The following is a 22,645-nucleotide window of genomic DNA, read 5'->3' as shown; positions in this document are numbered from 1 at the left end:
CTGTTGCCATTAAATCCCGTCACCGCACTTGGTATCCGCATCCTAGCGGACCGCGCTCCATCAAGCTAGGTTGCGGCGGCAGCTCAGAAATGACTGTACGATAAACGCGATAGCGGGATTTCGCGCCCTTCCCCGCCAAAAAACCGCGGAACAGACGAACCCGCCACGATGCCGCCAATGACCGTTACGGGAACACCGCTCGCCTTCGCAGCCTGCTCAAATACATCAAACCGGTCTTCCGGAATGACGCAGAGGATTTCATAATCGTCACCACCGGAGACGATGGATGCGATATCAACTGCGCCACGCGTGATCAGCGCGCGCGCAGTAGCCGACAGCGGAATGCTTTGCGCATCGATGGCGGCTGAAACGCCCGACGCGGCGCACAGCTTGGCGAGGTCGCCGGCGAGACCATCGGACACATCCATCGCCGCACTGGCATAATCCCTGATGACATTGGCCAGTGCGTTGCGCGGCTGCGGCACGCGATAACGTCCGATCAACATATCGCGGCCGGCGCGGTCGCTGGCGAGCGCACCCGCAACCACTCCGCCCTTCAAGACATCGAGACCCAGCGCCGCGTCGCCGATCGTACCCGTCACCACGACAAGGTCGCCTGGCTTTGCGCCGCTGCGGTGGACCATCTTGCCCGGGGGCACACGTCCGAATGCGGTAATCGAGATCATCAGCGGGCCGGGCGTGGAAACCGTATCGCCGCCGAGCAGCGGGCAACCGAACTGCGTAGCGTCCTCACCGAGCGCTGATGCGAACGGTCCAAGCCACGCTTCATCGACGGTACGCAGCGCCAGCGTCAGCACAAAACCGGCGGGCGTTGCGCCCTTTGCCGCGAGATCCGACAGATTTACCCGCAGCGCCTTGCGCGCCAGCGTATCGGGCGGGTCGTCGGGCAGGAAATGCACGCCTTCGACAATGGCATCCGTGGTCACGACGATGTCCTCGCCTGACGCCTTCAAGGCCGCAGCATCATCGTTGAGATCGAACGCACCGGGATCGGTTGCGAGCGGCCTGAAATAGCGCGCGATCAGCGAGTCTTCGCCGGACGCTGTCCGCTCGCTAGCCACGGACGAACTCGTCGGCGCGAAACTGGCGCGCGATCTGGTCGAGCACCGCGTTCACCATGCCGGTCTCGTCCTTTTCGACAAAGGCGTGTGCGACGTCGACATATTCGGACACCACGACACGCGCCGGCACATCCTTGCGATGCTCCAGCTCATAGGAGCCGGCCCGCATCACCGCGCGCAGGATGGCGTCGATCCGCTTCAATGGCCAGCCTTTGGAGAGCGCCTCGTCGATCAGCGGATCGAGTCTCGCCTGATCACGCACCACACCGGAGACGACGTCACGGAAGAACGCAGCCTCGGCCGGCAGATATTTGTCGCCTTCGACCTCGTTGCCGAGCCAGTGGCTTTCGAACTCGGCGAAGATGTCGTTGAGGCCGGCCCCCCCGATATCCATTTGATACAGCGCCTGCACCGCTGCGAGCCGTGCGGCGCCGCGCCGGTTGGCCTTCTTGTCCGGACCTTTTGCCGGCTTTTTTTCCTGGCTATTCTTGTTCTCTGCCATGGTCAGGCCTTCGCCAGCCGGCGTTTGATCCGCAGCATCGCCAGCGCCGCCCGCGCGGCGTCGCCGCCCTTGTTGAGCTCGCTGGCGCGAGCGCGCGCCCAGGCTTGCGCATCCGTGTTGACGGTGATGATGCCGTTGCCGAGCGGAATTTTCCTGACCACGGCGAGGTCCATCAGCGCGCGCGAGGATTCCATCGAGACAATCTCGAAATGGATGGTGTCGCCCCTGACAACGCAGCCCAATGCGATCACGGCATCGTAAGGCTTGCCGCGGCTCTCGGCGGCATCCAGCGCGATCGCAACCGCCGCCGGAATTTCCAGCGCGCCGGGAACGGTGATCACCTCATGGGACAGGCCGGCGGCCTTCAGTTCGGCGACCGCGCCTTCCATCAGCGCATCCTGGATGTCGTCGTAAAAGCGCGCCTCGACGATCAGCGCGCGCGCGCCTGCAATATCGGTCTGGTCCTTGAGAGGTGCGCGCCGTGCGTCTGCCATTACATCGCCAATCGGTACTATTTGTCAGTTGTGCTGCGTTTTAGGCGCAGCAGCCCCCAAAGCCAAGGGCCGCGCCTACTTCATTTCCGACAGCCGCGCGGCGTAGCGCGCCATCAGGTCGACCTCGAGATTGACCTCGCTGCCCGTACGACAGCCGCCCAGCGTCGTGACACTGAGCGTGTGCGGAATGATCAGCACCGAAAATACCACGTCTTCGACCGTATTTACGGTCAGCGACACGCCATCCAGCGTCACCGAGCCCTTGGCCGCGATGAAACGCGCCAACTCGCGCGTGGTTCGCAGCTCGAACCGCGCCATATCGGGCAGATCGTCACGCTTGACGATGGCCGCGATGCCGTCGGCGTGACCGGCCACGATATGGCCGCCGAGTTCGTCGCCGATCTTCAGTGCCCGCTCGAGATTGAGCCTGGTTCCGACCTGCCAATGTTTCGCCGTGGTCATGCCAAGCGTTTCAGCCGCGGCATCGACGTCGAACCAGGTTTTGCCCTGCGCTACCCCTGACGCGACCACGGTCAGGCAGACGCCGTTGCAGGCAATCGAGGCGCCATCCGCAATGGTCGCACGATCGTAGCGGCAGGCGATCCGCAATCGGTGCAACTGGCCCTGCGCCGTTGGCGTTAAAGCGACGATCTCGCCGATGTCAGTGACAATGCCGGTAAACATTAGAGTTGGATCCGTTCAAACGTTGGCCTCAATGCTGCGAGGGCTGAGATATGCTCCCTCTCCCATGGGGAGAGGGTTAGGGTGAGGGGGTACGGTCTATCGTTAGGCTGTAACCCCTCACCCGGATCGCACCGGCGATGTTTCGCATCGCCCGTCCGATCCGACCTCTCCTTGTGGGAGAGGTGAGGCTGAAATCCAGCGCTTCGATTTCAAACCTCTGGATCATCCTTCGACGCGCTCGTAAATCGTGAGAGTATCGCTCTGCAGCGTTTCGCTAGCACGAACACGGAAAGCGGGCGACTGCGTGATTGCCGTGAGCGGCAATGCGTCCAGCGCAGCGATACCGTCGGCGCCGATCGCGTTGGGACCACGCAGCAGCCAGACCTCGTCGACGAGGCCGGCGGCGACAAAGGACGACGCTACCCTTGCGCCGCCCTCCACCATCAACCGGGTGATGCCTTTCTCCGCCAGCGCGTGCAGCACGGCCAGAAGATCAAGCCCGGGCGGCGGCGCGGTCGTGGTGGCGACGCGGATCACCTGCGCGCCGGCTGCCCCGAGCTTCATGGCCGCGGGCGCCTCGGAAAGGTCCGATGTCATCACCCATAGCGGTGTCTCGCGCGCGGAATGAACCAGCTTGCTGGCGCCCGGCAGGCGCAACGCGCGATCCAGCACCACCCGGACCGGCGAGCGCGCTTCCATGCCTGGCAGCCGGCAGGTCAGGAGCGGATCGTCCGCCCGCACGGTGCCGATCCCGACCAGGATGGCGTCGCAACGCGCGCGCAAAAGATGCACCCGCGCCTTCGCCGCTTCGCCAGATATCGCGACCGGCTTGCGGCCGGCAGCGCCGATCTTGTCGTCGGAGGACACCGCAAGCTTGAGGATCACGTGGGGGCGCTTGTCGCGCACGCGCCTGAAATGTCCGGCATGATCGCGCGCCGCCTCGACCGCGCCAAGCCCGACATCGACCGTGATGCCGGCGGCGCGAAGCCGGGCGTGGCCCTGCCCTGCCACTTCCGGATTTGGATCCTCGATCGCCGACACCACGCGCGCAATGCCGGCGGCGATGATGGCATCGGCACAGGGCGGCGATTTGCCGAAATGCGAACACGGCTCCAGCGTCACATAGAGCGTGGCGCCGCGCGCGGCCTCGCCGGCACGCCGGAGCGCCTCCGGCTCGGCGTGGGGACGGCCGCCCGGCTGGGTCCAGCCACGGCCGACGATGATGCCGTCCTTGACCACGACCGCGCCGACGGCCGGATTGGGCCAGGTACGTCCCTGCCCGCGCCGCCCCAACGTCAGCGCCAGTTGCATGAAGCGCAGGTCGGCAGCTTTCGACAGTCTGGATTTTTGCGCGAACTGGTCTTCCAGAATCCGGAAGATCATTTGCGCAACAGGGCCGGCCGCACGTCTTCCTCGCCGGAGAGTTCGCCGAGCACGGCTTCAAAATCTTTCGCCTCGCGAAAATTGCGATAGACCGAGGCGAAGCGGACATAGGCGACATCGTCGAGCTGACGCAGATGCTCCATCACGATTTCACCGATTGCCTCAGATGAAATCTCAGCCTCGCCGCCGCTTTCGAGCTCGCGCACAATCGCCGATACCATTTTCTCGACCCGCTCGGAATCAACCGGCCGCTTGCGCAGACTGATTTGCAGCGAGCGCACCAGTTTGTCGCGATCGAACGGCACGCGGCGGCCGTTGCGCTTGATCACGGTGAGTTCGCGCAGCTGCACGCGCTCGAAGGTGGTGAAGCGGAAATTACAGGCGATGCAAACCCGCCGGCGCCGGATCACAGCGGAATCCTCGGTGGGACGCGAGTCCTTCACCTGCGTATCGAGGCTGTTGCAGCTCGGACAGCGCATCCGGCGTTACCCTTACTGATAAATCGGGAAGCGATCGGTGAGCGCCTTGACCCGTTCCTTGATCGCGGCCTCGACCAGCGGCGCCTGCCCGTCCTGCGACTGTGCAATGGCGTTAAGCACTTCGGCGATGAGCCCGGCCACCTGCTTGAATTCGGCAACGCCGAAGCCGCGCGTGGTCGTGGCCGGCGTTCCCAGGCGAAGTCCCGAGGTAACGAACGGCTTTTCCGGATCGAAGGGTATGCCGTTCTTGTTGCAGGTGATTGCCGCGCGCACCAATGCCTTTTCCGAAACGTTGCCCTTCAGCCCCTTCGGCCTGAGATCCACCAGCATCAGATGGTTGTCGGTGCCGCCCGACACGATGTCGAAGCCCTGGCCGCGCAGCGCTTCCGCCAGCGCCTTGGCATTCTCGACCACGTTCTTCGCATAGATCTTGAATTCCGGACGCAGCGCTTCCGCAAACGCCACCGCCTTGGCCGCGATCACATGCATCAGGGGACCGCCCTGCAATCCCGGGAAGATCGCCGAATTCAGCTTCTTGGCCAGCGCCTCGTCGTTGCAGAGAATAAGCCCGCCACGCGGGCCGCGCAGCGACTTGTGCGTCGTGGTGGTGGTGACATGGGCGTGCGGCACCGGCGAGGCATGGGCGCCGCCGGCCACGAGACCCGCGAAATGCGCCATGTCGACCAGGAGATACGCGCCAACGCTATCAGCGATCTCGCGAAAGCGCTTGAAATCCCAGGCACGCGAATAGGCCGATCCGCCGGCGATGATCAGCTTCGGCTTGACCTGCTCGGCCTGCTTGGCCACCGCGTCCATATCGATGATCTGATCCTCGCGCCGCACCGTATAGTGCGAGGCCTTGAACCATTTGCCGGACATGTTGACCGGCGAACCATGGGTGAGATGGCCGCCGGCGGCGAGATCGAGGCCCATGAAGGTATCGCCCGGCTGCAGCAGCGCCAGAAATACCGCCTGGTTCATCTGGCTGCCGGAGTTCGGCTGCACGTTCGCAAACTGCGCGCCGAATAGTTTCTTCGCGCGATCGATTGCCAGTGTCTCCACCACGTCGACCCATTCGCAGCCGCCGTAATAGCGATTGCCCGGATAGCCTTCGGCGTATTTGTTGGTCAGCACCGAGCCCTGCGCTTCCAGCACCGCACGGCTGACGATGTTTTCCGAAGCGATCAGCTCGATCTCATGCCGCTGCCGGCCGAGCTCGCCGCGGATCGCGGCCGCGATCTCGGGATCGGCCTCGCTGAGCGGAGCCGTGAAGAACGAGTCGGGCGCTGAGGCGGTCTTGGCGCTGGCTGAAGAGCTGGTCGGAGGGGTCATTGGACGGAATATCTCCACCGCCGCAGCCTGTTAGGGGCATTGCGGTCGGTTACGTGTGGCGGTCGGAAGCTGGTCCGCGTGAAATACCATATCGGCCTGAAATGGCCAAGCGGTTGCGGTACCGGCCCGATATTTATGCAAGATATGGTGGATGAACGGGAGTGCCACCCCGCGCGCCTCCCGGAGCGCGACCGCGCCTCTTCGCCGTGCGTCGTAGAGCGGGAGGCCGCCACGGGTGTCGGTCTCCCGGGTCTGCCGCGGATCATTTGGCTTTGCTCATGCTGGCCTGCGCCGGGGACAGATACCCGCGCCCCCACCATCCCGCGGCGCGATGCGCCCGGGTCATGCATGAACCATTCACCCGCAAAAACCAGGGTGCAGGGAACGCCGGGTGCCCGCCGCACCCGCAGCCTCGCGTGCAATGGAAGATGGCACACGAGTGTAGTCACCACAGGTCCACCGAGATCACCCGGCATTCCCTGCGCGATGGTTTTAACGGCTTATTTCGTGCTCTCCCCGGCGACGAATTCGTCTTGTCACCGTCATCGGCGGATTAAGGCTCGGCCGCGCCCGGTCGGGCCGGCTTTGCCTCCGCCAACTTGACACCAGCAACGGGTGCCAGGACCACACGGCTTTACCGTCCGCAGCTATCGCCGTTCGTCCGCGCCCGCTTGATTGCTCACGGGCCTCGTCGGCCCGCCCTGCCATCACGTCGTGCGCCCGGCGTCGCCGCGTCCACCACATCCCGCCCCGCGTCCGTGACGATCGCGATACGCCCCTTTTGGGGGACGGGACGGCGCGGGTTGTAAATTTGATTTGGGTCGGGCGGGAACAGGAATATTTTTGAGCAGAGGGCTGGACAGGCAAATCACCTGATTGAGCCCGCTCCTCCTCACTTCGCAAAGCGGTACGCCCCGCCCTTTTCGATGGAGCGCTGGAAGGCCGGGCGCGCATGCATCCGCGACACCCAGGCGCTCAGGTTCGGATAGGGCCCAAGCTTCTCGAACACCTTCGCCATGTCGCCAACAAAACTCATCTGGATATCGGCGCCGGTCAGCGAGTTGCCGACAAAGAACTCGCGTCCCTCTAGGTGGTGTGGACACTTATCGCATCCATAAGATGATGGCTGCGAGAGTGATGACGGCAAGGTAATTTCGAGCGGTCTTTTCGAAGCGGGTGGCGACGCGGCGGAATTGCTTGAGCTTGGAGAAGCAGCATTCGACAAGATGGCGCTGGGCATAGAGATGTTTGTCGAGCGGATATTTGAGCGCGCGTGACGGGTTGTTGGGGATGACGGCGAGCGCTCCCTTGGCGGCGATGGCTTCGCGCAAATGATCGGCGTCATAGGCTGTATCGGCCATAACGATCTCGGCGGGCAATCCCTCGATCAATGCGGCGGCTTGCGGTGCATCGCCCTTCTGACCTGCGGTAAGCGTGAAGCGCACCGGACATCCCAGGCCGCGAACGGCCAGATGTATCTTGGTGCTCAGGCCGCCGCGCGAGCGGCCAAGCGCCTGATCTTCAGACCCCCTTTTTTCGCCCCGGCAGCGTGCTGATGCGCCCGGACGACGGTGGAATCGACGATCAGATATTCGAAATCCGGGTCGTCGGACATCGCCTCGAAGATCCGCCACCAAACACCCTTGATGCTCCATCGACTGAAGCGCCGGAACACGCTGTTCCAATCCCCGAACGCTTCCGGAAGATCACGCCAGGGAGAGCCCGTCCGCACGATCCACAGCACACCTTCCACGAACATCCGGTTGTCGCGCCCGGTGGAGCCTTTCTGGTCAGGCCGACCTATAATCAGAGGCGCCATCCGCTCCCAAGCCGCATCGCTCAAAACCAACCGATCCATCACACCCAAGGCCGCCTCCCAAAAAGAAGCCTTGAATCTGATTTGCTCCTAAAAGGGAATCCTTAGAGTCCACACCACCTAGCGCACCATCGACATAACCGAGGTGGTTGGCGATTTCGCTGTCGATGCGCGGATGCAACGGCGCTCCCGCCTCCTTCAGCCTGGAGACATAGAGGTTGAGCATCAGCGGCAGCATCGCCGAGCCCTCGGCATAATGCAGCCACTCATTGTAGGCCTCATACTCGGCCCCTCCGGGCACCGGCATCATCGCAGGTCTATCGTTTTCTTTGCCGTAGCGGCGGATGATGTAATCCACGATCGCGCCCGATTCCGCGATCCTGATCTCGCCGTCGGTGATGACAGGCGACTTGCCAAGCGGATGCACCTGCTCAAGCTCCGGCGGCGCCAGCCGCGTCTTCGCGTCGCGCTGGTAGCGCTTCATCTCATAGGGCGTGCCGAGCTCTTCCAGCAGCCATAGAATCCGCTGCGAGCGGGAATCGTTGAGATGATGCAGGGTGAGCATGGGATTTCCTCTGAGCTCTTTTTCGGACCTGAGGCTTATCAGAGACTTTCGATAAAAAGCAGCCGTCTCAACTTCGATGTCATCACCGGGCTGTCCCAGTGATCCCTGTCTTGAGTTATCCCGACGATCTACAAAAAAGTAGATGGCGGGCTCAAAGCCCGGCCATGACAAGTTTTGGAGAGACAACCTACCCCTACAGTCCTGTATAACCGGCCTTCACCGGATCGGTGCTGCCGTCGAGTTCGCGCAAATAGGTCAGGCCGCACACGGCCAGACGCTGCGGGTCCTTTTCGCCGGCTTCGAACAGTTTGCCTACATACTCGGTAACCTTGGCGCGCGCCTCCTCGCTGGCAGCGGTAGAGCGATTCACCAGCAGGGCATAGGTTTGCATGATGCGGTCGATAGCGGCTTCCATGATTTCCTCTTGGCTGGGAGTCAAACGAGTTGCGCGGCTTCAAATTTCGCAATCGCCTTGTTGGCGAGCCTGATCTTGTTGGATTCGCCGCGATGAAACATTTCGACGATGAGTTCGAGCAGCCGGTCGTTGGGAGCGATGGCGTCGGGAATCAGTCCGCTCTTGCGGAGATAGTTCGCGGCGATAGCATAGGCGTCGCCGATGACCTCGACATTTACTAATTGCAACCCGCGCTCGACCAGCATGGCTTCCGTCCTCTGCTACGTAAAAGTAAAGCGCGAGACCGGAGCAAGTTCCCTTTCGGGAAATCTATTTTTTTGCAGTGCCAAACAACAACCGCTGACCGATCCTCAAAGTTGGTCCTAAATCAGGTGACCTTTCGGCAGGGCGTATCGTCTCCACAATAGCTGCGGACAGGTTGCCAGACGCTCTTAGCTCACCTTGTAGGTACGATCTTCGAAAGTTAGATTGACGCTCTTTTCTGCTTCCGTGGGGGACATCCATTATGAAATCGCTATTTTACGTATCGGTTGCCGTTTTAACCATTTGCGCTGGCGGGGCTGCGGCCGAACCACGCAACGACACTCCGCACGCACTGGCCTGCATGAAGAAGTACGGCTTCACCTATGCACAATGGCGAGCCTATTCCGTCCCCGCTGAAAAGGCCGAGCCTTATCGGCTGTGCCGAGACGCCGGAACGGGCGAAGGCCGGACCTTCAACTCCTGCCTTTCCAAAGCCGGCGTCACACCGCAGCAATGGCACAATCGTCAAGCGAGTCTGGCCCAGGGCGCCAACGTCAGGGATTGCATAGCAGTGCACGGTGAAAGCATCAGTGTACGCCGGCGTGACGGGTCTACTCTCTGACCGCCGGTAATACACGCTTGAGAGGTTCGGCTCGCAAGATGTCGTTATCTTTGGCCGTCAGCTCAGGGACACCCGCTCCACTGCGGGAAAAGATCTTTTGCAACACCAAAACAAAACGCACCGGGGCCGGAAAACCGGACCCGATGCGCTTTTTTGGGAAGTGTCACTTAAGGTAAAGGCCGCCGGTCTTTTAAGATGCCGGCTTGGCCGATTTTTTTGGCCGTTTTCTTCAGCCGAAAATCTCAGAGCCGATACAGGATCTGGTCGGTCCAGAACCGCTCGAGCCGGTGCAGCGACTTGTTCAGGGTCGCGAATTCCTCGTTCGAGATGCCGCCGACCTGCTCCACGGTCTTGACGTGCTTCTGATAGAGCGCATCGACGATGCGGCGGATTTCCTGGCCCTGCGCGGTGAGGCGAATGCGGACCGAGCGGCGATCAACACGCGAACGCTGATGATCGAGGAAGCCCAGTTCGACCAGCTTCTTCAGATTGTAGGAGACATTGGAGCCAAGGTAGTAACCGCGCGTGCGCAGTTCGCCCGCGGTCAATTCCTTGTCGCCGATATTATAGAGCAGGAGTGCCTGCACCGAATTGATGTCGGCACGGCCGCGACGATCGAACTCATCCTTGATGACGTCGAGCAGGCGGCGATGCAACCGCTCCACCAGAGTCAATGCTTCAAGATAGAGCGGCTGAACCGGAGCTTGACCGGCAGCGCGTTCAGCGGTTTCCACCGCCGTTGCAACGGCTTTCATCATGACATTCCCCTGTTGTCGTTTTTATCGACTTATTCGACGAAACTTTTGTCTCGCCTGATAGCTTCAACTTAAGGGGGTCGGTTGAAGATCCGCTTAAATAAGACAATAAAGAGATCATGAATTTAAGACAGTGAATCACGGATTAAGCCCATGGATAAAGGGCTTCTGGCAACTTTTCATTGACGGTGGGAGGGCGTTGTTCACGCTTCGTCTGCGGGACTTGTTACATATGGAAACAACATCATTCAAATTCGAAAGGTCCGCGTAACAGGTATGACCACCGTGTTAGGGTGACTGAAAAGTTACCGGAAAAATCTGCGAAAAATTTTAGGGTCCCTGACTCGGATTTGCGATAATCCGGTGAGCGGCGGATACGCCAATTTCCGCACAGGCCGATCATCGTTTTTTTGACGCGTTTTCTTTGCGCGAACCGGTATCCATCCCGCTATCCAAGCGGGCAGGTTTCGCTCGATAACGCTTTATGGCGGTCGTTCGCGTGCCGCCATCCAGGCGAGTGCAAGGTAAGCCGCCAGCATCAAGGCTTCGAAACCCACGATCAACAGACTGCCGCCATAGATTCCGGGGAACATCAGTTCAATCACCGCCATCGACACCACGGTGGTGAGCCAGACCACCGCGCCCCACGGCGTAGCGAGCCACAATCCGACGGCGGCGACGAGTTCGATTACCGCGAAGTACACCGTCGCGGTTTGCCATGCCATGGGCTGGTTTTCGAATGCCTCGTCTTCGCCGCCGACAAAGCCCGTGACCTGCGCCCAATGATAGAGGCCCTTGGCCACCGAGATCACGGCCATGATGCGCAGGAAAAACACCAGCCGCCGGGTCCAGACATTGTCGTCGGATTGGATTCGGTCGGATGAGATCGCCGCGACCGACATGGCGTCCCGCGACTGGTCGCGCGATGGGGTTTCAGACATGTGAAACGGGGCTCATATTTTTTGAAAGCTCGCTGTGACGTCTTGGCCCGGCAGGCCGGCAAAATCAATTGGCTTGATCAGGCCGGTTGCGGTGACGGCGCGCGCGCAAGGTGCTAGAACTGGAAAAAGTCGAAACTGGCCTGCCGCTTGAGGAGTATCCACACATGGCGATCAAATTTGGGCGCCCGATCGAAATGCGCGACACCCCGCGCCCAAAACCTGCGCTGGCCGCCTCCCCTCTCGATTTGACCATCCGTCCCCGCCGTAACCGCAAGGCCGAATGGGCGCGGCGTCTGGTGCGTGAGAATGTGCTGACGACAGACGATCTGATCTGGCCGTTGTTCGTGGTCGATGGCCACAACCAGCGCACGGCGATCACCTCGATGCCCGGCGTCGACCGGCTCAGCGTCGACCAGGCGGTACGCGACGCCGAGCGCGCGGCGAAGCTGAACATCCCCTGCCTCGCGCTGTTTCCCTACACCGAGGCTTCGCTGCGCGACGAGCACGGTTCGGAAGCGGTCAATCCTGACAATCTCGTCTGCAAATCGGTCCGCGCGATCAAGAAGGAATTCCCCGATCTCGGCGTGCTCTGCGATGTGGCGCTGGATCCCTTTACCAGCCACGGCCATGACGGACTGATCGAGGACGGCCGAATCCTCAACGACGAGACCGTCGCGGTCTTGGTGCGCCAGGCGCTGGTGCAGGCCGAAGCCGGCTGCGACATCATCGCGCCGTCAGACATGATGGACGGCCGCGTCGGCGCCATCCGCGAGGCGCTGGACGCCGCCGGTTTCCTGGACGTCCAGATCATGGCCTATGCGGCGAAATATGCCTCCGCCTTCTATGGCCCGTTCCGCGACGCCATCGGCTCGGCGAAAACGCTGACCGGCGACAAGCGCACCTACCAGATGGACAGCGCCAATTCGGACGAGGCCTTGCGCGAAGTCGAGCTCGATATCGCCGAGGGGGCCGACATGGTGATGGTGAAGCCGGGCATGCCCTATCTCGACATCGTGCGGCGGGTCAAAGACGCCTTTGCGATGCCGACTTTCGTCTATCAGGTGTCGGGCGAATACGCGATGATCGCGGCCGCCGCGGGCAATGGCTGGATCGATGGCGAGCGGGCGATGATGGAAAGCCTAGTTGCCTTCAAGCGCGCCGGCGCTGACGGTATCCTGACCTACTTCGCGCCGCAGGCGGCGGAGAAACTAAGAAACCAGGGCTAAAGGGCCACAACCCGCCATTGCGGGCGGCGGCGAAGCCATCCAGAGCCGCGAGCGGGGCTGGATTAATTCGGCGCCTCGCTTGTGGCCATGACGCCGCATGCGCGTGGCTTGGCCGCGGAATCGCCGAATTATTTCGCTTTCTTAATTTAGCTGAGTCTTGCAAGCGCTCCGGCGGTTCCCATGTCCTTGCGGCGAGGGATGCTACCGCAATGCACGCTTGGAGAGCATTCCTGGAATGCACGCTCACTCTTGGAGGGCTGGTCATGTCTTACAGTGGTTCGGGTAATACCGGCGGCGGTGCCTGGCGCAATGAGGGCGAAGCTCAGCCGCATGCCTTCGATCCCTGGTCGCAGCCCGAATTGTTTCGCGGCGTGCTGACCCGCCGGATATTTGCGTTCCTGGTTGACCTCGTCGTGCTTTCGGTGCCCGTGATTTTGGCCTGCGTGTTCATTGCCGTGTTCGGCCTGGTCACGCTGGGGCTGGGCTGGGCGCTGTTCTGGCTGGTGTCGCCGGCCTCGGTGATCTGGGCGCTGGTCTATTACGGCTCCTCGCTCGGGGGGCCGCATTCCGCGACCCTCGGCATGCGGCTGATGGATCTGGAGATGCGCACCTGGTACGGCTCGCCCAGCTACTTCGTGCTGGGCGCCGCGCATGCCCTGCTGTTCTGGGTGTCGGTATCTTTCCTCACGCCGTTCGTTCTGCTGATCGGGCTGTTCAACGGCCGCCGGCGCCTGCTGCACGACATCGTCCTGGGAACCGTGATCGTTAACAGCTCGGTCCGTGTCCCGGTACCGCAGCCGGCGCGGACGTTCTGACCGCGAATGCGCACAAAGGCAAACCGATTGACCATTGGCCGCCGCGGCGCGATGCTGCGTTTTGCCGTTTCGGAGCCCGACGACATCCAGTGACCCAGCATTCGCGTGACACCCCGCAGTTCTATCTGACTGCGCCCTCGCCCTGCCCCTATCTGCCGGGCCGGCACGAGCGGAAGGTGTTTACGCATCTGGTCGGCGACAAGGCAGGCGACCTCAACGACCTTTTGACCCATGGCGGGTTCCGGCGCAGCCAGTCGATTGCCTATCGGCCCGCCTGCGATCAGTGCCGCGCCTGCGTCTCGGTGCGCGTCGTCGCCAACGAATTCCGGCCCTCGCGTAATTTCAGGAAAATCCTCGCCCGCAACACCGACATTGTCGGCGAACAACGCAGCGCGGTGCCGACGTCGGAGCAATATTCGGTCTTTCGCGCCTATCTGGACCAGCGCCACCGCCACGGCGGCATGGCCGACATGACGGTGCTGGACTACGCCATGATGGTCGAGGACAGCCACGTCGAAACCCGGATCATCGAATATCGCCGCCGCAACATCGATAGCGGCATCACCGGCCGCGGCTCCGATCTGCTCGCGGTCGCGCTGACCGACGTGCTGAGCGACGGACTGTCGATGGTGTATTCGTTCTTCGAGCCGTCCGAGCAAAGCCGTTCACTTGGCACCTTCATGATCCTCGACCACATCAACCGCGCGCGACGCCAGGGACTGCCTTACGTTTATCTCGGCTACTGGATCGAAGGCTCGAAGAAGATGGACTACAAGGGCCGCTTCCTGCCGCAGCAGCGGCTTGCGCCCAGCGGCTGGCTGCGCGTCGATGCCTCGGGCGAAGTGCCGTCGGAACCGCAGGATTGAGCCGGCGAACCGCTATTCGCAGCTCCTCAGCCGATCATAAAATCAAACACCAGCTTGATGTTCAGCGCGATGATGATCGCCGCCGTCAGCGTGGCCAGCAGCGTCAGCCAGCGCGGCGCGACGAAAGGTCCCATCTTGGCCCGGCTGGCGGTGAACATCACCAGCGGCACCACGGCGAACGGCAATTGCAGGCTGAGCACCACCTGGCTGAAAATCAGGAGCTGACCGGTCGCTTTCTCGCCGGCCCAGATCGTGACGACCACCGCCGGCACGATCGCAATCATCCGCGTCACCATCCGCCGCAGCCATGGCGCGATGCGCAGATTGAGAAATCCCTCCATCACGATCTGGCCCGACAAGGTCGCGGTGATCGTTGAATTCAGCCCGCAGCACAACAGCGCGACCGCAAACAGCGTCGGCGCCAGCGTCGAGCCAAGCAGCGGCGCCAGGAACGCATGCGCCTGGTCGAGTTCGGCGACGTCGATCTTGCCGGCGCGATGATAGGTCGCCGCCGCCAGGATCAGGATCGACGCATTGATGACGAGCGCCAGACACAGCGCGATCGAGGAATCGATCGTCGCGAGCTTGATCGCTTCGCGCTTTTCGCTGACGCTGTCGCCATAGCTGCGCGTCTGCACCAGGCCCGAATGCAGATAGAGATTGTGCGGCATGACGGTGGCGCCGAGAATGCCGAGCGCGAGATACAGCATTTGCGGATTGGCCAAGATCTCGCTGGTCGGCGCGAAGCCTCGCAGCACCGCCCCCCAGTCGGGATCGGCCATCGCGATCTGGACGGCGAAACAGGCTGCGATCACGCCCAGCATCGCCACCACGAAGGCCTCGATCCAGCGAAAGCCGAACGCCTGCAGCGCGAGGATCAGAAACACGTCGGCGGCGGTGATGATCACGCCGATCTCGAGCGGAATATGAAACAAGAGATTGAGGCCGATCGCGGTGCCGATCACCTCGGCGAGGTCGGTCGCGGTGATCGCAATTTCCGCCGACAGCCACAGCGGCAGCGACACCCAACGCGGAAAGGAATCGCGGCAGGCCTGTGCGAGATCGCGCCCCGCGCCGACGCCGAGCCGCGTGCAAAGCGACTGCAGCACGATCGCCATCACGTTGGACAACAATGCGACCGTCAGCAGCGCGTAGCCGAATCTGGAACCGCCCGCGAGCGAGGTCGCCCAATTGCCGGGGTCCATGTAGCCGACCGCGACCAGATATCCCGGGCCGAGGAAGGCCAGCAGCTTGCGCCAGAAAGACCCTTGTTTCGCCGTCTGCACCGAGGCGAACATGCCGGCCAGCGAGGGTTCGCCTCGCGCCGCGCGCCAGCCGGAGCCGTCCAGCTGAGAGGCTGCCACGGCCGTTGGAGAGGAATCAGGATTTAAATCCGGAGTTCTAGCGTCCATCCTCCCAAGATGGAGGATATCCCTCTTTATTGCAACTCATTTGCAACTGCATCTGAGATGGTTGGAACTCCGGTCCGCTACACCGGCGGCCACGGGTTCCCGCCTGCCTTCAAGCCACGAGAGTCCGGGTCCTTAGTGCCCGCTCAGCCCTAATTTCCACTCTTCGCCCAGCCGTCGGGATTCGGTGGTATCCAAACGCCTTTTCATCATGACGAGCTTGGGGGCCGGGATCGACGCCGATTAGCCGCGGCATCCACGTCGCCTTTCGCACGCCGCCGAGCCGCTGGGGAATGGCCATCCCGGGATAGGTTTGAGTCCTCAGGACATTCGATCCACGTAATTTTGCGCGCGCGTGTTTGTCACTGGCGCACTTTTCGATCAGCTCGCGCTCAAACCCTGGCTGGCCCGCCGGCAAATCCCGAGCGTGAGCCGCCCATAGGAATCGCTGTGCGAGCCAGCGAGTCCTTGATGGATATAAGAATCCAGTTCCCACGTTCGTCGCCGGAGCTTTATCGGAAAGCGGGTGGTTTGACGGTGATCGGAGCGCGACATTGTCGGCAGCAAAGACAATGCAAGGGAATCCGATCATGGCCGCGATCGACAACACGCTGCCGCCGACCTTCAACCGGCTCGCCTGGTCCAACCTCGCCGCGCAATCGGCCGAGCAAATTGCACTGGCCGCAGCCCCCATTGTCGCGGTGCTGCTGCTCGGCGTCGGCGAAGGCCAGACCGGTCTGCTGCAGACCGCGCTGACGCTACCGTTTATCCTGTTCGCGATCCCGGCAGGCATGCTGGCCGACCGCATCTCGCGGCGCTGGCTGATGACGTCAGCGGAAGCGCTGCGGGCGGCCGCCCTCGCCGCTATTCTGGCGCTGATCTGGCTCAACCTGCTGACACTGCCTTTGCTCGCGCTATCGGGCTTTATCGCGGTGTGCGGCACGGTGGCCTACAGCGTCGCGGCGCCGGCGCTGGTGCCGTCTCTGGTGTCGCCGAAATTGCTGCCCGCGGCCAATGCGCGGATCGAACTGGCGCGCACCGTTGCTTTCGCGAGCGGACCCGCGCTGGGCGGCGTGCTGGTCGGTTGGGTGGGGGCTGCGCCCGCATTCGGATTTGCCGCCGCACTCTCTGTCGTGGCGGTGGTGCTGCTATCGGGGATTTATGAGCCCGCGCGTGCGCCGGCGCCGCGACGCCATCCGCTGCAGGAGATCAAGGAAGGCGCTGCCTTCGTGCTGCACCATGCGCTGCTGCGGCCGGTATTCATCACGCAGTTCATTTTCAACACGGCATCATTCCTGCTGCTCGCGGTGTTCGTACCCTACGCGGTGCGTCGTCTGGGATTGTCGGCAACCGGCGTCGGCGCCACGCTTGCGATGTACGGCGTGGGCATGGTGGTGGGCGCGCTGTCGGCGACTCGGGTGATGCGGCGCCTGCCATTTGGCACCGTGATCGCGCTTGGGCCGGTGATCGGTTTCATCGCCGCCGTAGTGCTGGCGCTGACGACCTTCGTGCCGAGCCCCGTGCTCGCGGGCTTCGGCTTCTTCCTGCTCGGTGCCGGTCCGATCCTGTGGGTGATCAGCACCACGACGTTGCGTCAATCGGTGACGCCGCCGAGCCTGCTCGGCCGCGTCTCCGCCATCAATATCATGAGCTATGGCGCACGCCCGGTCGGCTCCGCGCTCGGCGCCATCGTCGGCGGATTTTACGGCGCCGAAGCCTGTCTTTATCTGGCGGTCGCGATCTTCGGCGCGCAGGCGCTGGTGATCCTGATGTCGCCGGCGGTCTCGCTGGCGCAGCAGCCGGAGATGGTAGGTGAGCCGGCGAAAGCGCTGCGGGCTTGCTGATGGCTTTCATCATCGTGAGGAGCGAAGCAATCCAGCTTTCTTCGGACTCTGGATATTCGCTTCAAGGATGGTTCTTAGAGAACAGCTCAGGTCTCCAGGTAACGCTCATAGCGCCCGGCCGCCGCCTCATCCGCGGCGATGACAGGATCGAGCGTGTAGAGATCCTGGGCACGGCCGATACCGCGAAGCGCAAACCGCCCGGTGGATACCAGGTTGCCGCGCCCGGCTGAATCGAGACCGGCGCGGAAGTCGGCGGACGCCAGAAACTCGCGATCGACAGAACCGCACATCGAAGCGATGCGGCTGACTTCATTGACCGCCGGTCCCACCACCGTGAAATCGAGCCGGTCGTCGCTGCCGATATTGCCGTAAAAGACTTCGCCGACATGCAGGCCGACATAGGCCGATGTGGTCGGACGGCCCTCGGCCGAGCGACGGGCGTTGAGCGTGCTCATGTTGTGCCGGAAACGATGCTCGGCCCGCAGCGCGCCGCGCCTGGCAGCCGCCATGTCCTCGCCGGTGAACATCGCAAGCACGCCGTCGCCGATCAGCTTGAGCACGTCGCCGCCGGCGTCATGAATGGCGTCGATCGCGGCCTGTGCGTAATCGTTGAGGAACGGGATGATCTCGTCGGGCGTCATGTTTTCGCTGATCGCGGTCGAGCCGCGCAGATCGGAGAACCACAGCACCGCATTGATGCGCTCGGTCACGCCGCGCGATATCCGCCCGCGCAGAACCTGCTCGGAGGCGTCGCGCCCGAGATAGACCCGGCCCAGCGTTCGCGCGATGTCGACCTGGGCGGCGGATTTGATCGCCAGTCCCAGCAGCGGCACCAGGTCGCGCAGCGCCGACAAGCCTTGCTCGCTGAATCCGTCGGGCCGCCGGGTCAGCCAGTAGGAATAGACGCAATCCATCTGGCCGATGGTGCCGGTTTCGCCGAACCGATGCACGAAGGCCACAAAATGCCTGTGCCCCTTCCCGGCCAGATCGTCGATCATCGAGAAATCGAGCGAAGCGCAGTCCGCGAGGTCGATTTGCATCTCGTCGTGGCCGTGCTCGAGCATGTGAAAGAAGGTCGAGCGCCGCCAGTTCTGCGCCGCATCGCCCGCGCTGGTCGATCCGTATTCGAAGATATCGCTCTCGTTGGTCTCGGTGTCGTTCCAGCGAAATCCACGGCCCTCGAAAATCGGATGCAGCGTGTCGATGAAGACAAGACCGCGCGACAGATCGAGCCCCTCCGCCCGACAGCGTTCGCAGAAGCCACGGAGCATATCGTTTTCGGGCAGACCCGTGAGACCCTGGCTGACCAGCCAGTTCATCAGGTTCAGTCGAGGCGTGAACTCCATACGGCATTATGCCGCGCAATCGCCTGAAGCGAAAGGTTTCGGGCTGACGGCAGCCGCGGCTTGACGACCATTGTGTGACAGATGCAAATGTTGACAGCAAAGCAGAACGGACGCAAATGCAGGCACAGGCCGCAGCAACCAAGTTCGCGGGTAAATGAGCGGTCGCCAGTTCCCCATCATTCTCGGACTTGGTACGACACAGACGCTGGCCTGGGCTTCGAGCTATTATTTGCCCGCGATCCTGGCCGATCCGATCGCGCGCGACCTCGGCGTTTCCAGCAACTGGATCTTTGCGGCGTTCTCGGCGTCGCTGGTGCTTTCAGCCGTGCTTGGTCCGCGCATCGGCCGGCAGATCGATCTCGTCGGCGGCCGGCAGGTGCTGTCGCTTTCCAATCTGACACTGGGCGCGGGACTGGCACTGCTTGGCGTCACCTGGTCGATCCCGGTGCTGCTGCTGGCCTGGCTTCTGCTCGGCATCGGCATGGGCCTTGGGCTCTACGATGCCGCCTTTGCCGCGCTGGGCCGCATCTATGGCAATGCCTCCCGCGGCGCGATCACCGGCATCACCCTGATCGCCGGCTTTGCCAGCACCGTGGGATGGCCCCTGACCGCCTGGGGACTGGACAGCATCGGCTGGCGCGACACCTGTTTCGCATGGGCGGCGGCGCACATCCTGATCGGCCTGCCGATCAACCTGCTTATCCTGCCCACCGTGAAGGGCACGAAAGTAACGGCGGAAAAGCCGATCAAGCCTCACATCCCCATTGATCGAACCATGATCCTGCTGGCTTTCGCGTTTGCCTCGGCCTGGAGCGTCACCGGAGCGATGGCGGCCCATTTACCCCGCATCCTCGAGGCCGCGGGAGCCACAAGCCGGCAGGCGGTGACCGCCGGCGCGCTGATCGGCCCGGCGCAGGTCATTGCCCGGATCGTCGAGGCGAGCTTTTTAAGCCGCTATCATCCACTGGTGTCGACCCGACTGGCGTGCCTGACGCACCCGATCGGCGCCGCGATCCTCGCGCTGGCCGGCGGCGGGGCGGCCAGCCTGTTCGCGATCTTTCACGGCGCCGGCAACGGCATCCTGACGATTGCGCGCGGCACGCTGCCGCTGGCGATCTTCGGCCCGGAAAATTATGGCTATCGCTTAGGCATTATCGGCGCCCCGGCGCGGATGGCGCAGGCGGCGGCGCCACTGGCGTTCGGATTGCTGATCGACACCATGGGCGAGCGCATCCTGATCGTCTCCTCCGCGCTTAGTCTCGCGGCTCTGCTGGCGCTGTGCCTGCTGCGGCAGGAGTCGGCCGCGTCGTGATCGGCGCACGGATTCGCCGGGCCGATTTACCCCTTCCAATTCCCGCCCGTTTCGAGCAAAACCACGGCATGGAAAACGAAACCGGTCCGACCACCTCTCTCAAGGGCTTAGTGCAGTGGGCGATCACCCCGCCGCAAGCCTATGTGGTTTATGTCATCGGTCTTTTGCTGGTGTTCAGCGTGTCGTACCTCGCGGGTACGATGAATCCGAAGAAGTCTCCCGGCGCCGAGCCGCCAGCGGTATCCGCGCCGCGGAATTGAAAACTTTCTTCAATTGGGATTGCAGATATGCCCCGCGAAGCAACGCCGTCGATCCGGCGCATCAATCCACCGGAACTTGGAACGCCGCCCGGCTATTCCCAAATCGTCGATGTCAGCGCCGGCCGCATGATCTTCATCGCAGGCCAGACCGCGCTCGATCGCGACGGCCATCTGGTCGGCAAGAATGACTTCACCGCGCAGGCGGCGCAGGTGTTCAGCAACCTCACTGTGGCCCTGGAGGCGAGCGGATGCACGCCGGCCAATCTGGTGAAGCTGACGGTGTTTCTCACCGACATGAACAATCTCGCGGGCTATCGCGAGGCGAGAAACCGCTTCCTTGCATCGGTGGCGCCGCCGGCAGCGCCTGCGGTGACGCTGGTCGAGGTATCGAAACTATACGGCCCGGATTTCATGATCGAGATCGAGGCCATCGCCGCGGCCTGATGTTTACGAAGCGGCTAGCTTTCGCGGCGTAACACCTGTGGTGGCGATCCATATCCCGGCAAATACCGCGACAAGCCCGACGACAAGATTGACCGTGATCGGCTCACCGACCAGTTGGTTGGCGAGCAAGGCCGCCGCGATTGGATTGGCCGTCATGGTGCTGGCGACGCGTGTCGGCGTCGCGCGCTCCAGCGCCAGGACCCAGAGGATGAAAGCGAAAGCACCGCCGGCGACACCGAGGTAAACGCCGGCCGTCCATTGCGCGGCATCAAAACCGCGCAAAACCGCGATGCTGCCGGTCAGCGATCCCATCACGATAAGCGCCGCCGCGCCCGTTCCCATGCCCAGCGCCAGGAAGCCGAGCGCGCTCGATCGCTGGATGAATGGACGCGACAAGACGTTGTAAAAGGCCATGCACAAGACCGCCGCGGTCATGATCAGCTCGCCTCGCCATGCACCCGGTGGTGCCGCTGATAGGCCGGATGCGAGCGCGGCGACGACACCGAGCACGGCCACGCAGACACCGGTTGATTTCCGCACCGTCAACGGCTCGATACCAAGCAACGCACCGACAACCATTGTATGCAGCGGCAACGTCGCCAATGCCAGACTGGCCCGCGCCGCGGTCGTGAAACCGATCGCGATGTTGTAGAGGATAAAGAACAGACCGAAGAAGCATAGCCCGAGGGTGGCGACCGCAAGCCAATCACTGCGCTGCGGCCACCTCACGCGAAGGAATAGCGCGGTCGGCAGCACACAAGCGAACCCTATTCCCCAGCGCAGAATGGCCAGTGTAATCGGATCGGCATTGCCGACCAGATAGCGGGTAACGGCCGCAGCCGTGCCACCGAGGCAGCTCGAGACCAACGCAATCGAAACACCGATCCCCTCACCCACGCTGATCTCCTGTGTCTCGCCGCACCGGCCTGTGGCATCCTGCCGAACGGCGACGTTTCGGCAACTACCTGGCAGGTATTCATGTCGCGGCAACCAAGCTTTGCAGCCAGCTTGCGCTGGTGGCGCCGGCACCGGGGCCTCTCGCAGCTCGATCTTGCAGGGCGCACCGAAATCTCGCAGCGTCATTTGAGCTTCCTGGAATTGGGCCGCGCATTACCCAGCCGCGAGATGGTGATGCGGCTTGCGGTGGCACTCGACGTGCCGCTGCGTCAGCACAACGCCTTGCTGATATCAGCCGGCTTTGCGCCGGTCTGGCGACAGACCAACCTTGCCGCCCCCGAGCTCGACCAGATCCGCAGCGCGCTCGACTACATGCTTGCCCAGCAGGAGCCCTTTCCCGGTGTTGCCGTCGATCGACACTGGAATTTGCTTCGAAGTAATTCGGGCGCGGTGCGCCTGGTCGAATTCCTGGTCGGGCCGCTGGCGCCGGATACACCGATCAATCTGGCCGATGCTTTGGTCGCACCTGACATATTGCGGCCGCATCTCGTGAACTGGCCAGACGTGGTTCGCTATTTCATCCGGAGCGTAGAAGCAGACGCAGCAATCGACGGCACTCCCGAGACCGCGGCTTTGCTCGAAAGGCTGCTCGGCTATCAAGGTGTGCGAGAGACCCTCAACGCCCCACCATCCGAGCTGGCGATCGCGCCGGTCCTCCCCATGCATTTCCGAAAAGGCAAGACCGACCTGCGACTGTTCACGACCATCGCGACACTGGGGATTCCCCAGGACATCACGCTGCAAGAGCTGCGGATCGAATGCTTCTTTCCGATGGATAACGAGACCGCGGGCATCCTGCGCGGCTGGTCCGAAGGCACGCCCGGCGCGCGGTCAGTCGCTAGATGAGAGTCAT

The 22,645-nt window shown here is 62.6% G+C and carries 25 protein-coding genes and 1 pseudogene; 9 read left to right on the top strand and 17 right to left on the bottom strand.

Translation table 11 applies throughout. The annotated features are described in order from the left end of the window. Positions 1–83: 83 nt before the first annotated feature. The 12 genes and pseudogenes from thiL to BLV09_RS04470 all read right to left on the bottom strand — a co-directional run bounded on the left by thiL (position 84) and on the right by BLV09_RS04470 (position 8,997). Positions 84–1,082, bottom strand: a complete 999-nt coding sequence (gene thiL, locus BLV09_RS04525; protein ID WP_146686453.1) for a thiamine-phosphate kinase — start codon at positions 1,080–1,082, stop codon at positions 84–86. Beyond that, a complete protein-coding gene (gene nusB, locus BLV09_RS04520) occupies positions 1,075–1,584 on the bottom strand; it encodes a transcription antitermination factor NusB (RefSeq protein ID WP_146686452.1) in 510 nt (169 codons plus the stop codon). The genes thiL and nusB overlap by 8 nt, the downstream gene beginning before the upstream one ends. 2 nt (positions 1,585–1,586) lie before the next feature. After that, on the bottom strand, positions 1,587–2,078 hold the full coding sequence (gene ribH / locus BLV09_RS04515) for a 6,7-dimethyl-8-ribityllumazine synthase (protein WP_146686451.1): 492 nt from the start codon (positions 2,076–2,078) through the stop codon (positions 1,587–1,589). A gap of 75 nt (positions 2,079–2,153) precedes the next feature. Beyond that, positions 2,154–2,762 (bottom strand): riboflavin synthase, encoded by a 609-nt coding sequence (locus BLV09_RS04510; protein ID WP_146686450.1) that lies wholly within the window; start codon positions 2,760–2,762, stop codon positions 2,154–2,156. 222 nt (positions 2,763–2,984) lie between these two features. Continuing rightward, positions 2,985–4,145: a bifunctional diaminohydroxyphosphoribosylaminopyrimidine deaminase/5-amino-6-(5-phosphoribosylamino)uracil reductase RibD gene (gene ribD / locus BLV09_RS04505; protein WP_146686449.1), complete on the bottom strand. Its 1,161-nt coding sequence runs from the start codon at positions 4,143–4,145 to the stop codon at positions 2,985–2,987. Next, positions 4,142–4,624: a transcriptional regulator NrdR gene (nrdR, locus tag BLV09_RS04500; protein WP_100382212.1), complete on the bottom strand. Its 483-nt coding sequence runs from the start codon at positions 4,622–4,624 to the stop codon at positions 4,142–4,144. Before nrdR ends, ribD begins: the two co-directional genes overlap by 4 nt. A gap of 12 nt (positions 4,625–4,636) precedes the next feature. Next, a complete protein-coding gene (gene glyA, locus BLV09_RS04495; protein ID WP_100382213.1) occupies positions 4,637–5,956 on the bottom strand; it encodes a serine hydroxymethyltransferase in 1,320 nt (439 codons plus the stop codon). Between the two features lie 892 nt (positions 5,957–6,848). Beyond that, entirely contained in the window at positions 6,849–7,103 is a 255-nt protein-coding gene (locus tag BLV09_RS38435; protein ID WP_283806833.1) for a glutathione S-transferase family protein, read from the bottom strand. Then, positions 7,060–7,775, bottom strand: a pseudogene (locus tag BLV09_RS04485) (IS5 family transposase). The gene BLV09_RS38435 and the pseudogene BLV09_RS04485 overlap by 44 nt, the downstream one beginning before the upstream one ends. Next, positions 7,747–8,508, bottom strand: a complete 762-nt coding sequence (locus tag BLV09_RS04480) for a glutathione S-transferase (protein WP_433994380.1) — start codon at positions 8,506–8,508, stop codon at positions 7,747–7,749. The pseudogene BLV09_RS04485 and the gene BLV09_RS04480 overlap by 29 nt, the downstream one beginning before the upstream one ends. Positions 8,509–8,530: 22 nt before the next feature. Beyond that, positions 8,531–8,752: a hypothetical protein gene (locus BLV09_RS04475; protein ID WP_146686447.1), complete on the bottom strand. Its 222-nt coding sequence runs from the start codon at positions 8,750–8,752 to the stop codon at positions 8,531–8,533. Between the two features lie 20 nt (positions 8,753–8,772). Then, positions 8,773–8,997 (bottom strand): hypothetical protein, encoded by a 225-nt coding sequence (locus BLV09_RS04470; RefSeq protein ID WP_146686446.1) that lies wholly within the window; start codon positions 8,995–8,997, stop codon positions 8,773–8,775. A 260-nt stretch (positions 8,998–9,257) separates the two neighbouring features. Between BLV09_RS04470 and BLV09_RS04465 the strand changes: the two genes are divergently transcribed. Further along, positions 9,258–9,617, top strand: a complete 360-nt coding sequence (locus BLV09_RS04465) for a hypothetical protein (protein WP_146686445.1) — start codon at positions 9,258–9,260, stop codon at positions 9,615–9,617. Between the two features lie 242 nt (positions 9,618–9,859). Here BLV09_RS04465 and ldtR read toward each other — a convergent pair whose 3' ends face one another. Next, on the bottom strand, positions 9,860–10,375 hold the full coding sequence (ldtR, locus tag BLV09_RS04460) for a transcriptional regulator LdtR (RefSeq protein ID WP_100382217.1): 516 nt from the start codon (positions 10,373–10,375) through the stop codon (positions 9,860–9,862). 479 nt (positions 10,376–10,854) lie between these two features. Continuing rightward, positions 10,855–11,313: a DUF6163 family protein gene (locus BLV09_RS04455; protein WP_146686444.1), complete on the bottom strand. Its 459-nt coding sequence runs from the start codon at positions 11,311–11,313 to the stop codon at positions 10,855–10,857. 164 nt (positions 11,314–11,477) lie between these two features. On the opposite strand from BLV09_RS04455, the gene hemB reads away from it, so the two are divergent. The 3 genes from hemB to BLV09_RS04440 all read left to right on the top strand — a co-directional run bounded on the left by hemB (position 11,478) and on the right by BLV09_RS04440 (position 14,220). Then, positions 11,478–12,539, top strand: a complete 1,062-nt coding sequence (gene hemB, locus BLV09_RS04450) for a porphobilinogen synthase (RefSeq protein ID WP_146686443.1) — start codon at positions 11,478–11,480, stop codon at positions 12,537–12,539. 263 nt (positions 12,540–12,802) lie between these two features. After that, entirely contained in the window at positions 12,803–13,354 is a 552-nt protein-coding gene (locus tag BLV09_RS04445) for an RDD family protein (RefSeq protein ID WP_146686442.1), read from the top strand. An 89-nt stretch (positions 13,355–13,443) separates the two neighbouring features. Then, positions 13,444–14,220 (top strand): arginyltransferase, encoded by a 777-nt coding sequence (locus BLV09_RS04440; protein WP_100382221.1) that lies wholly within the window; start codon positions 13,444–13,446, stop codon positions 14,218–14,220. Positions 14,221–14,246: 26 nt separating this feature from the next. Here the strand turns inward: BLV09_RS04440 and BLV09_RS04435 are convergent, their stop codons facing one another. Further along, a complete protein-coding gene (locus BLV09_RS04435) occupies positions 14,247–15,632 on the bottom strand; it encodes an Nramp family divalent metal transporter (RefSeq protein ID WP_146686441.1) in 1,386 nt (461 codons plus the stop codon). A 587-nt stretch (positions 15,633–16,219) separates the two neighbouring features. On the opposite strand from BLV09_RS04435, the gene BLV09_RS04430 reads away from it, so the two are divergent. Then, positions 16,220–17,473, top strand: coding sequence for an MFS transporter (locus BLV09_RS04430; protein WP_146686440.1), 1,254 nt, complete (start codon positions 16,220–16,222; stop codon positions 17,471–17,473). 86 nt (positions 17,474–17,559) lie between these two features. Here BLV09_RS04430 and BLV09_RS04425 read toward each other — a convergent pair whose 3' ends face one another. After that, a complete protein-coding gene (locus tag BLV09_RS04425; RefSeq protein WP_100382223.1) occupies positions 17,560–18,819 on the bottom strand; it encodes an adenylate/guanylate cyclase domain-containing protein in 1,260 nt (419 codons plus the stop codon). 154 nt (positions 18,820–18,973) lie between these two features. On the opposite strand from BLV09_RS04425, the gene BLV09_RS04420 reads away from it, so the two are divergent. The 3 genes from BLV09_RS04420 to BLV09_RS04410 are packed head-to-tail and all read left to right on the top strand — an operon-like array spanning position 18,974 to position 20,835. Beyond that, positions 18,974–20,131, top strand: a complete 1,158-nt coding sequence (locus BLV09_RS04420; protein ID WP_146686439.1) for an MFS transporter — start codon at positions 18,974–18,976, stop codon at positions 20,129–20,131. Beyond that, positions 20,128–20,391 (top strand): hypothetical protein, encoded by a 264-nt coding sequence (locus BLV09_RS04415; protein WP_244548966.1) that lies wholly within the window; start codon positions 20,128–20,130, stop codon positions 20,389–20,391. The genes BLV09_RS04420 and BLV09_RS04415 overlap by 4 nt, the downstream gene beginning before the upstream one ends. Before the next feature lie 27 nt (positions 20,392–20,418). Then, positions 20,419–20,835 carry a RidA family protein gene (locus BLV09_RS04410; RefSeq protein WP_146686438.1) on the top strand — a complete coding sequence of 139 codons (417 nt, stop codon included), beginning with the start codon at positions 20,419–20,421 and terminating at the stop codon, positions 20,833–20,835. Positions 20,836–20,838: 3 nt separating this feature from the next. Here BLV09_RS04410 and BLV09_RS04405 read toward each other — a convergent pair whose 3' ends face one another. Further along, positions 20,839–21,732: a DMT family transporter gene (locus BLV09_RS04405; protein ID WP_146686437.1), complete on the bottom strand. Its 894-nt coding sequence runs from the start codon at positions 21,730–21,732 to the stop codon at positions 20,839–20,841. A gap of 81 nt (positions 21,733–21,813) precedes the next feature. Here BLV09_RS04405 and BLV09_RS04400 point away from each other — a divergent pair, with 81 nt between their 5' ends. After that, a complete protein-coding gene (locus BLV09_RS04400) occupies positions 21,814–22,638 on the top strand; it encodes a helix-turn-helix domain-containing protein (RefSeq protein ID WP_146686436.1) in 825 nt (274 codons plus the stop codon). Positions 22,639–22,645 lie beyond the last annotated feature (7 nt).

Source organism: Bradyrhizobium canariense, from assembly GCF_900105125.1.
Taxonomy (GTDB): Bacteria; Pseudomonadota; Alphaproteobacteria; order Rhizobiales; family Xanthobacteraceae; genus Bradyrhizobium; species Bradyrhizobium canariense_A.
This window is presented reverse-complemented; position numbering and strand designations above follow the sequence as displayed.

Excerpts from the sequence above, each read along its gene's own strand:
- nusB (WP_146686452.1), bottom strand. The coding sequence starts at position 1,584 with ATGGCAGAGAACAAGAATAGCCAGGAAAAAAAGCCGGCAAAAGGTCCG.
- ribH (WP_146686451.1), bottom strand. The coding sequence starts at position 2,078 with ATGGCAGACGCACGGCGCGCACCTCTCAAGGACCAGACCGATATTGCA.
- BLV09_RS04510 (WP_146686450.1), bottom strand. The coding sequence starts at position 2,762 with ATGTTTACCGGCATTGTCACTGACATCGGCGAGATCGTCGCTTTAACG.
- ribD (WP_146686449.1), bottom strand. The coding sequence starts at position 4,145 with ATGATCTTCCGGATTCTGGAAGACCAGTTCGCGCAAAAATCCAGACTG.
- nrdR (WP_100382212.1), bottom strand. The coding sequence starts at position 4,624 with ATGCGCTGTCCGAGCTGCAACAGCCTCGATACGCAGGTGAAGGACTCG.
- glyA (WP_100382213.1), bottom strand. The coding sequence starts at position 5,956 with ATGACCCCTCCGACCAGCTCTTCAGCCAGCGCCAAGACCGCCTCAGCG.
- BLV09_RS04475 (WP_146686447.1), bottom strand. The coding sequence starts at position 8,752 with ATGGAAGCCGCTATCGACCGCATCATGCAAACCTATGCCCTGCTGGTG.
- BLV09_RS04470 (WP_146686446.1), bottom strand. The coding sequence starts at position 8,997 with ATGCTGGTCGAGCGCGGGTTGCAATTAGTAAATGTCGAGGTCATCGGC.
- BLV09_RS04465 (WP_146686445.1), top strand. The coding sequence starts at position 9,258 with ATGAAATCGCTATTTTACGTATCGGTTGCCGTTTTAACCATTTGCGCT.
- ldtR (WP_100382217.1), bottom strand. The coding sequence starts at position 10,375 with ATGATGAAAGCCGTTGCAACGGCGGTGGAAACCGCTGAACGCGCTGCC.
- BLV09_RS04455 (WP_146686444.1), bottom strand. The coding sequence starts at position 11,313 with ATGTCTGAAACCCCATCGCGCGACCAGTCGCGGGACGCCATGTCGGTC.
- hemB (WP_146686443.1), top strand. The coding sequence starts at position 11,478 with ATGGCGATCAAATTTGGGCGCCCGATCGAAATGCGCGACACCCCGCGC.
- BLV09_RS04445 (WP_146686442.1), top strand. The coding sequence starts at position 12,803 with ATGTCTTACAGTGGTTCGGGTAATACCGGCGGCGGTGCCTGGCGCAAT.
- BLV09_RS04435 (WP_146686441.1), bottom strand. The coding sequence starts at position 15,632 with ATGGACGCTAGAACTCCGGATTTAAATCCTGATTCCTCTCCAACGGCC.
- BLV09_RS04430 (WP_146686440.1), top strand. The coding sequence starts at position 16,220 with ATGGCCGCGATCGACAACACGCTGCCGCCGACCTTCAACCGGCTCGCC.
- BLV09_RS04425 (WP_100382223.1), bottom strand. The coding sequence starts at position 18,819 with ATGGAGTTCACGCCTCGACTGAACCTGATGAACTGGCTGGTCAGCCAG.
- BLV09_RS04420 (WP_146686439.1), top strand. The coding sequence starts at position 18,974 with ATGAGCGGTCGCCAGTTCCCCATCATTCTCGGACTTGGTACGACACAG.
- BLV09_RS04410 (WP_146686438.1), top strand. The coding sequence starts at position 20,419 with ATGCCCCGCGAAGCAACGCCGTCGATCCGGCGCATCAATCCACCGGAA.
- BLV09_RS04400 (WP_146686436.1), top strand. The coding sequence starts at position 21,814 with ATGTCGCGGCAACCAAGCTTTGCAGCCAGCTTGCGCTGGTGGCGCCGG.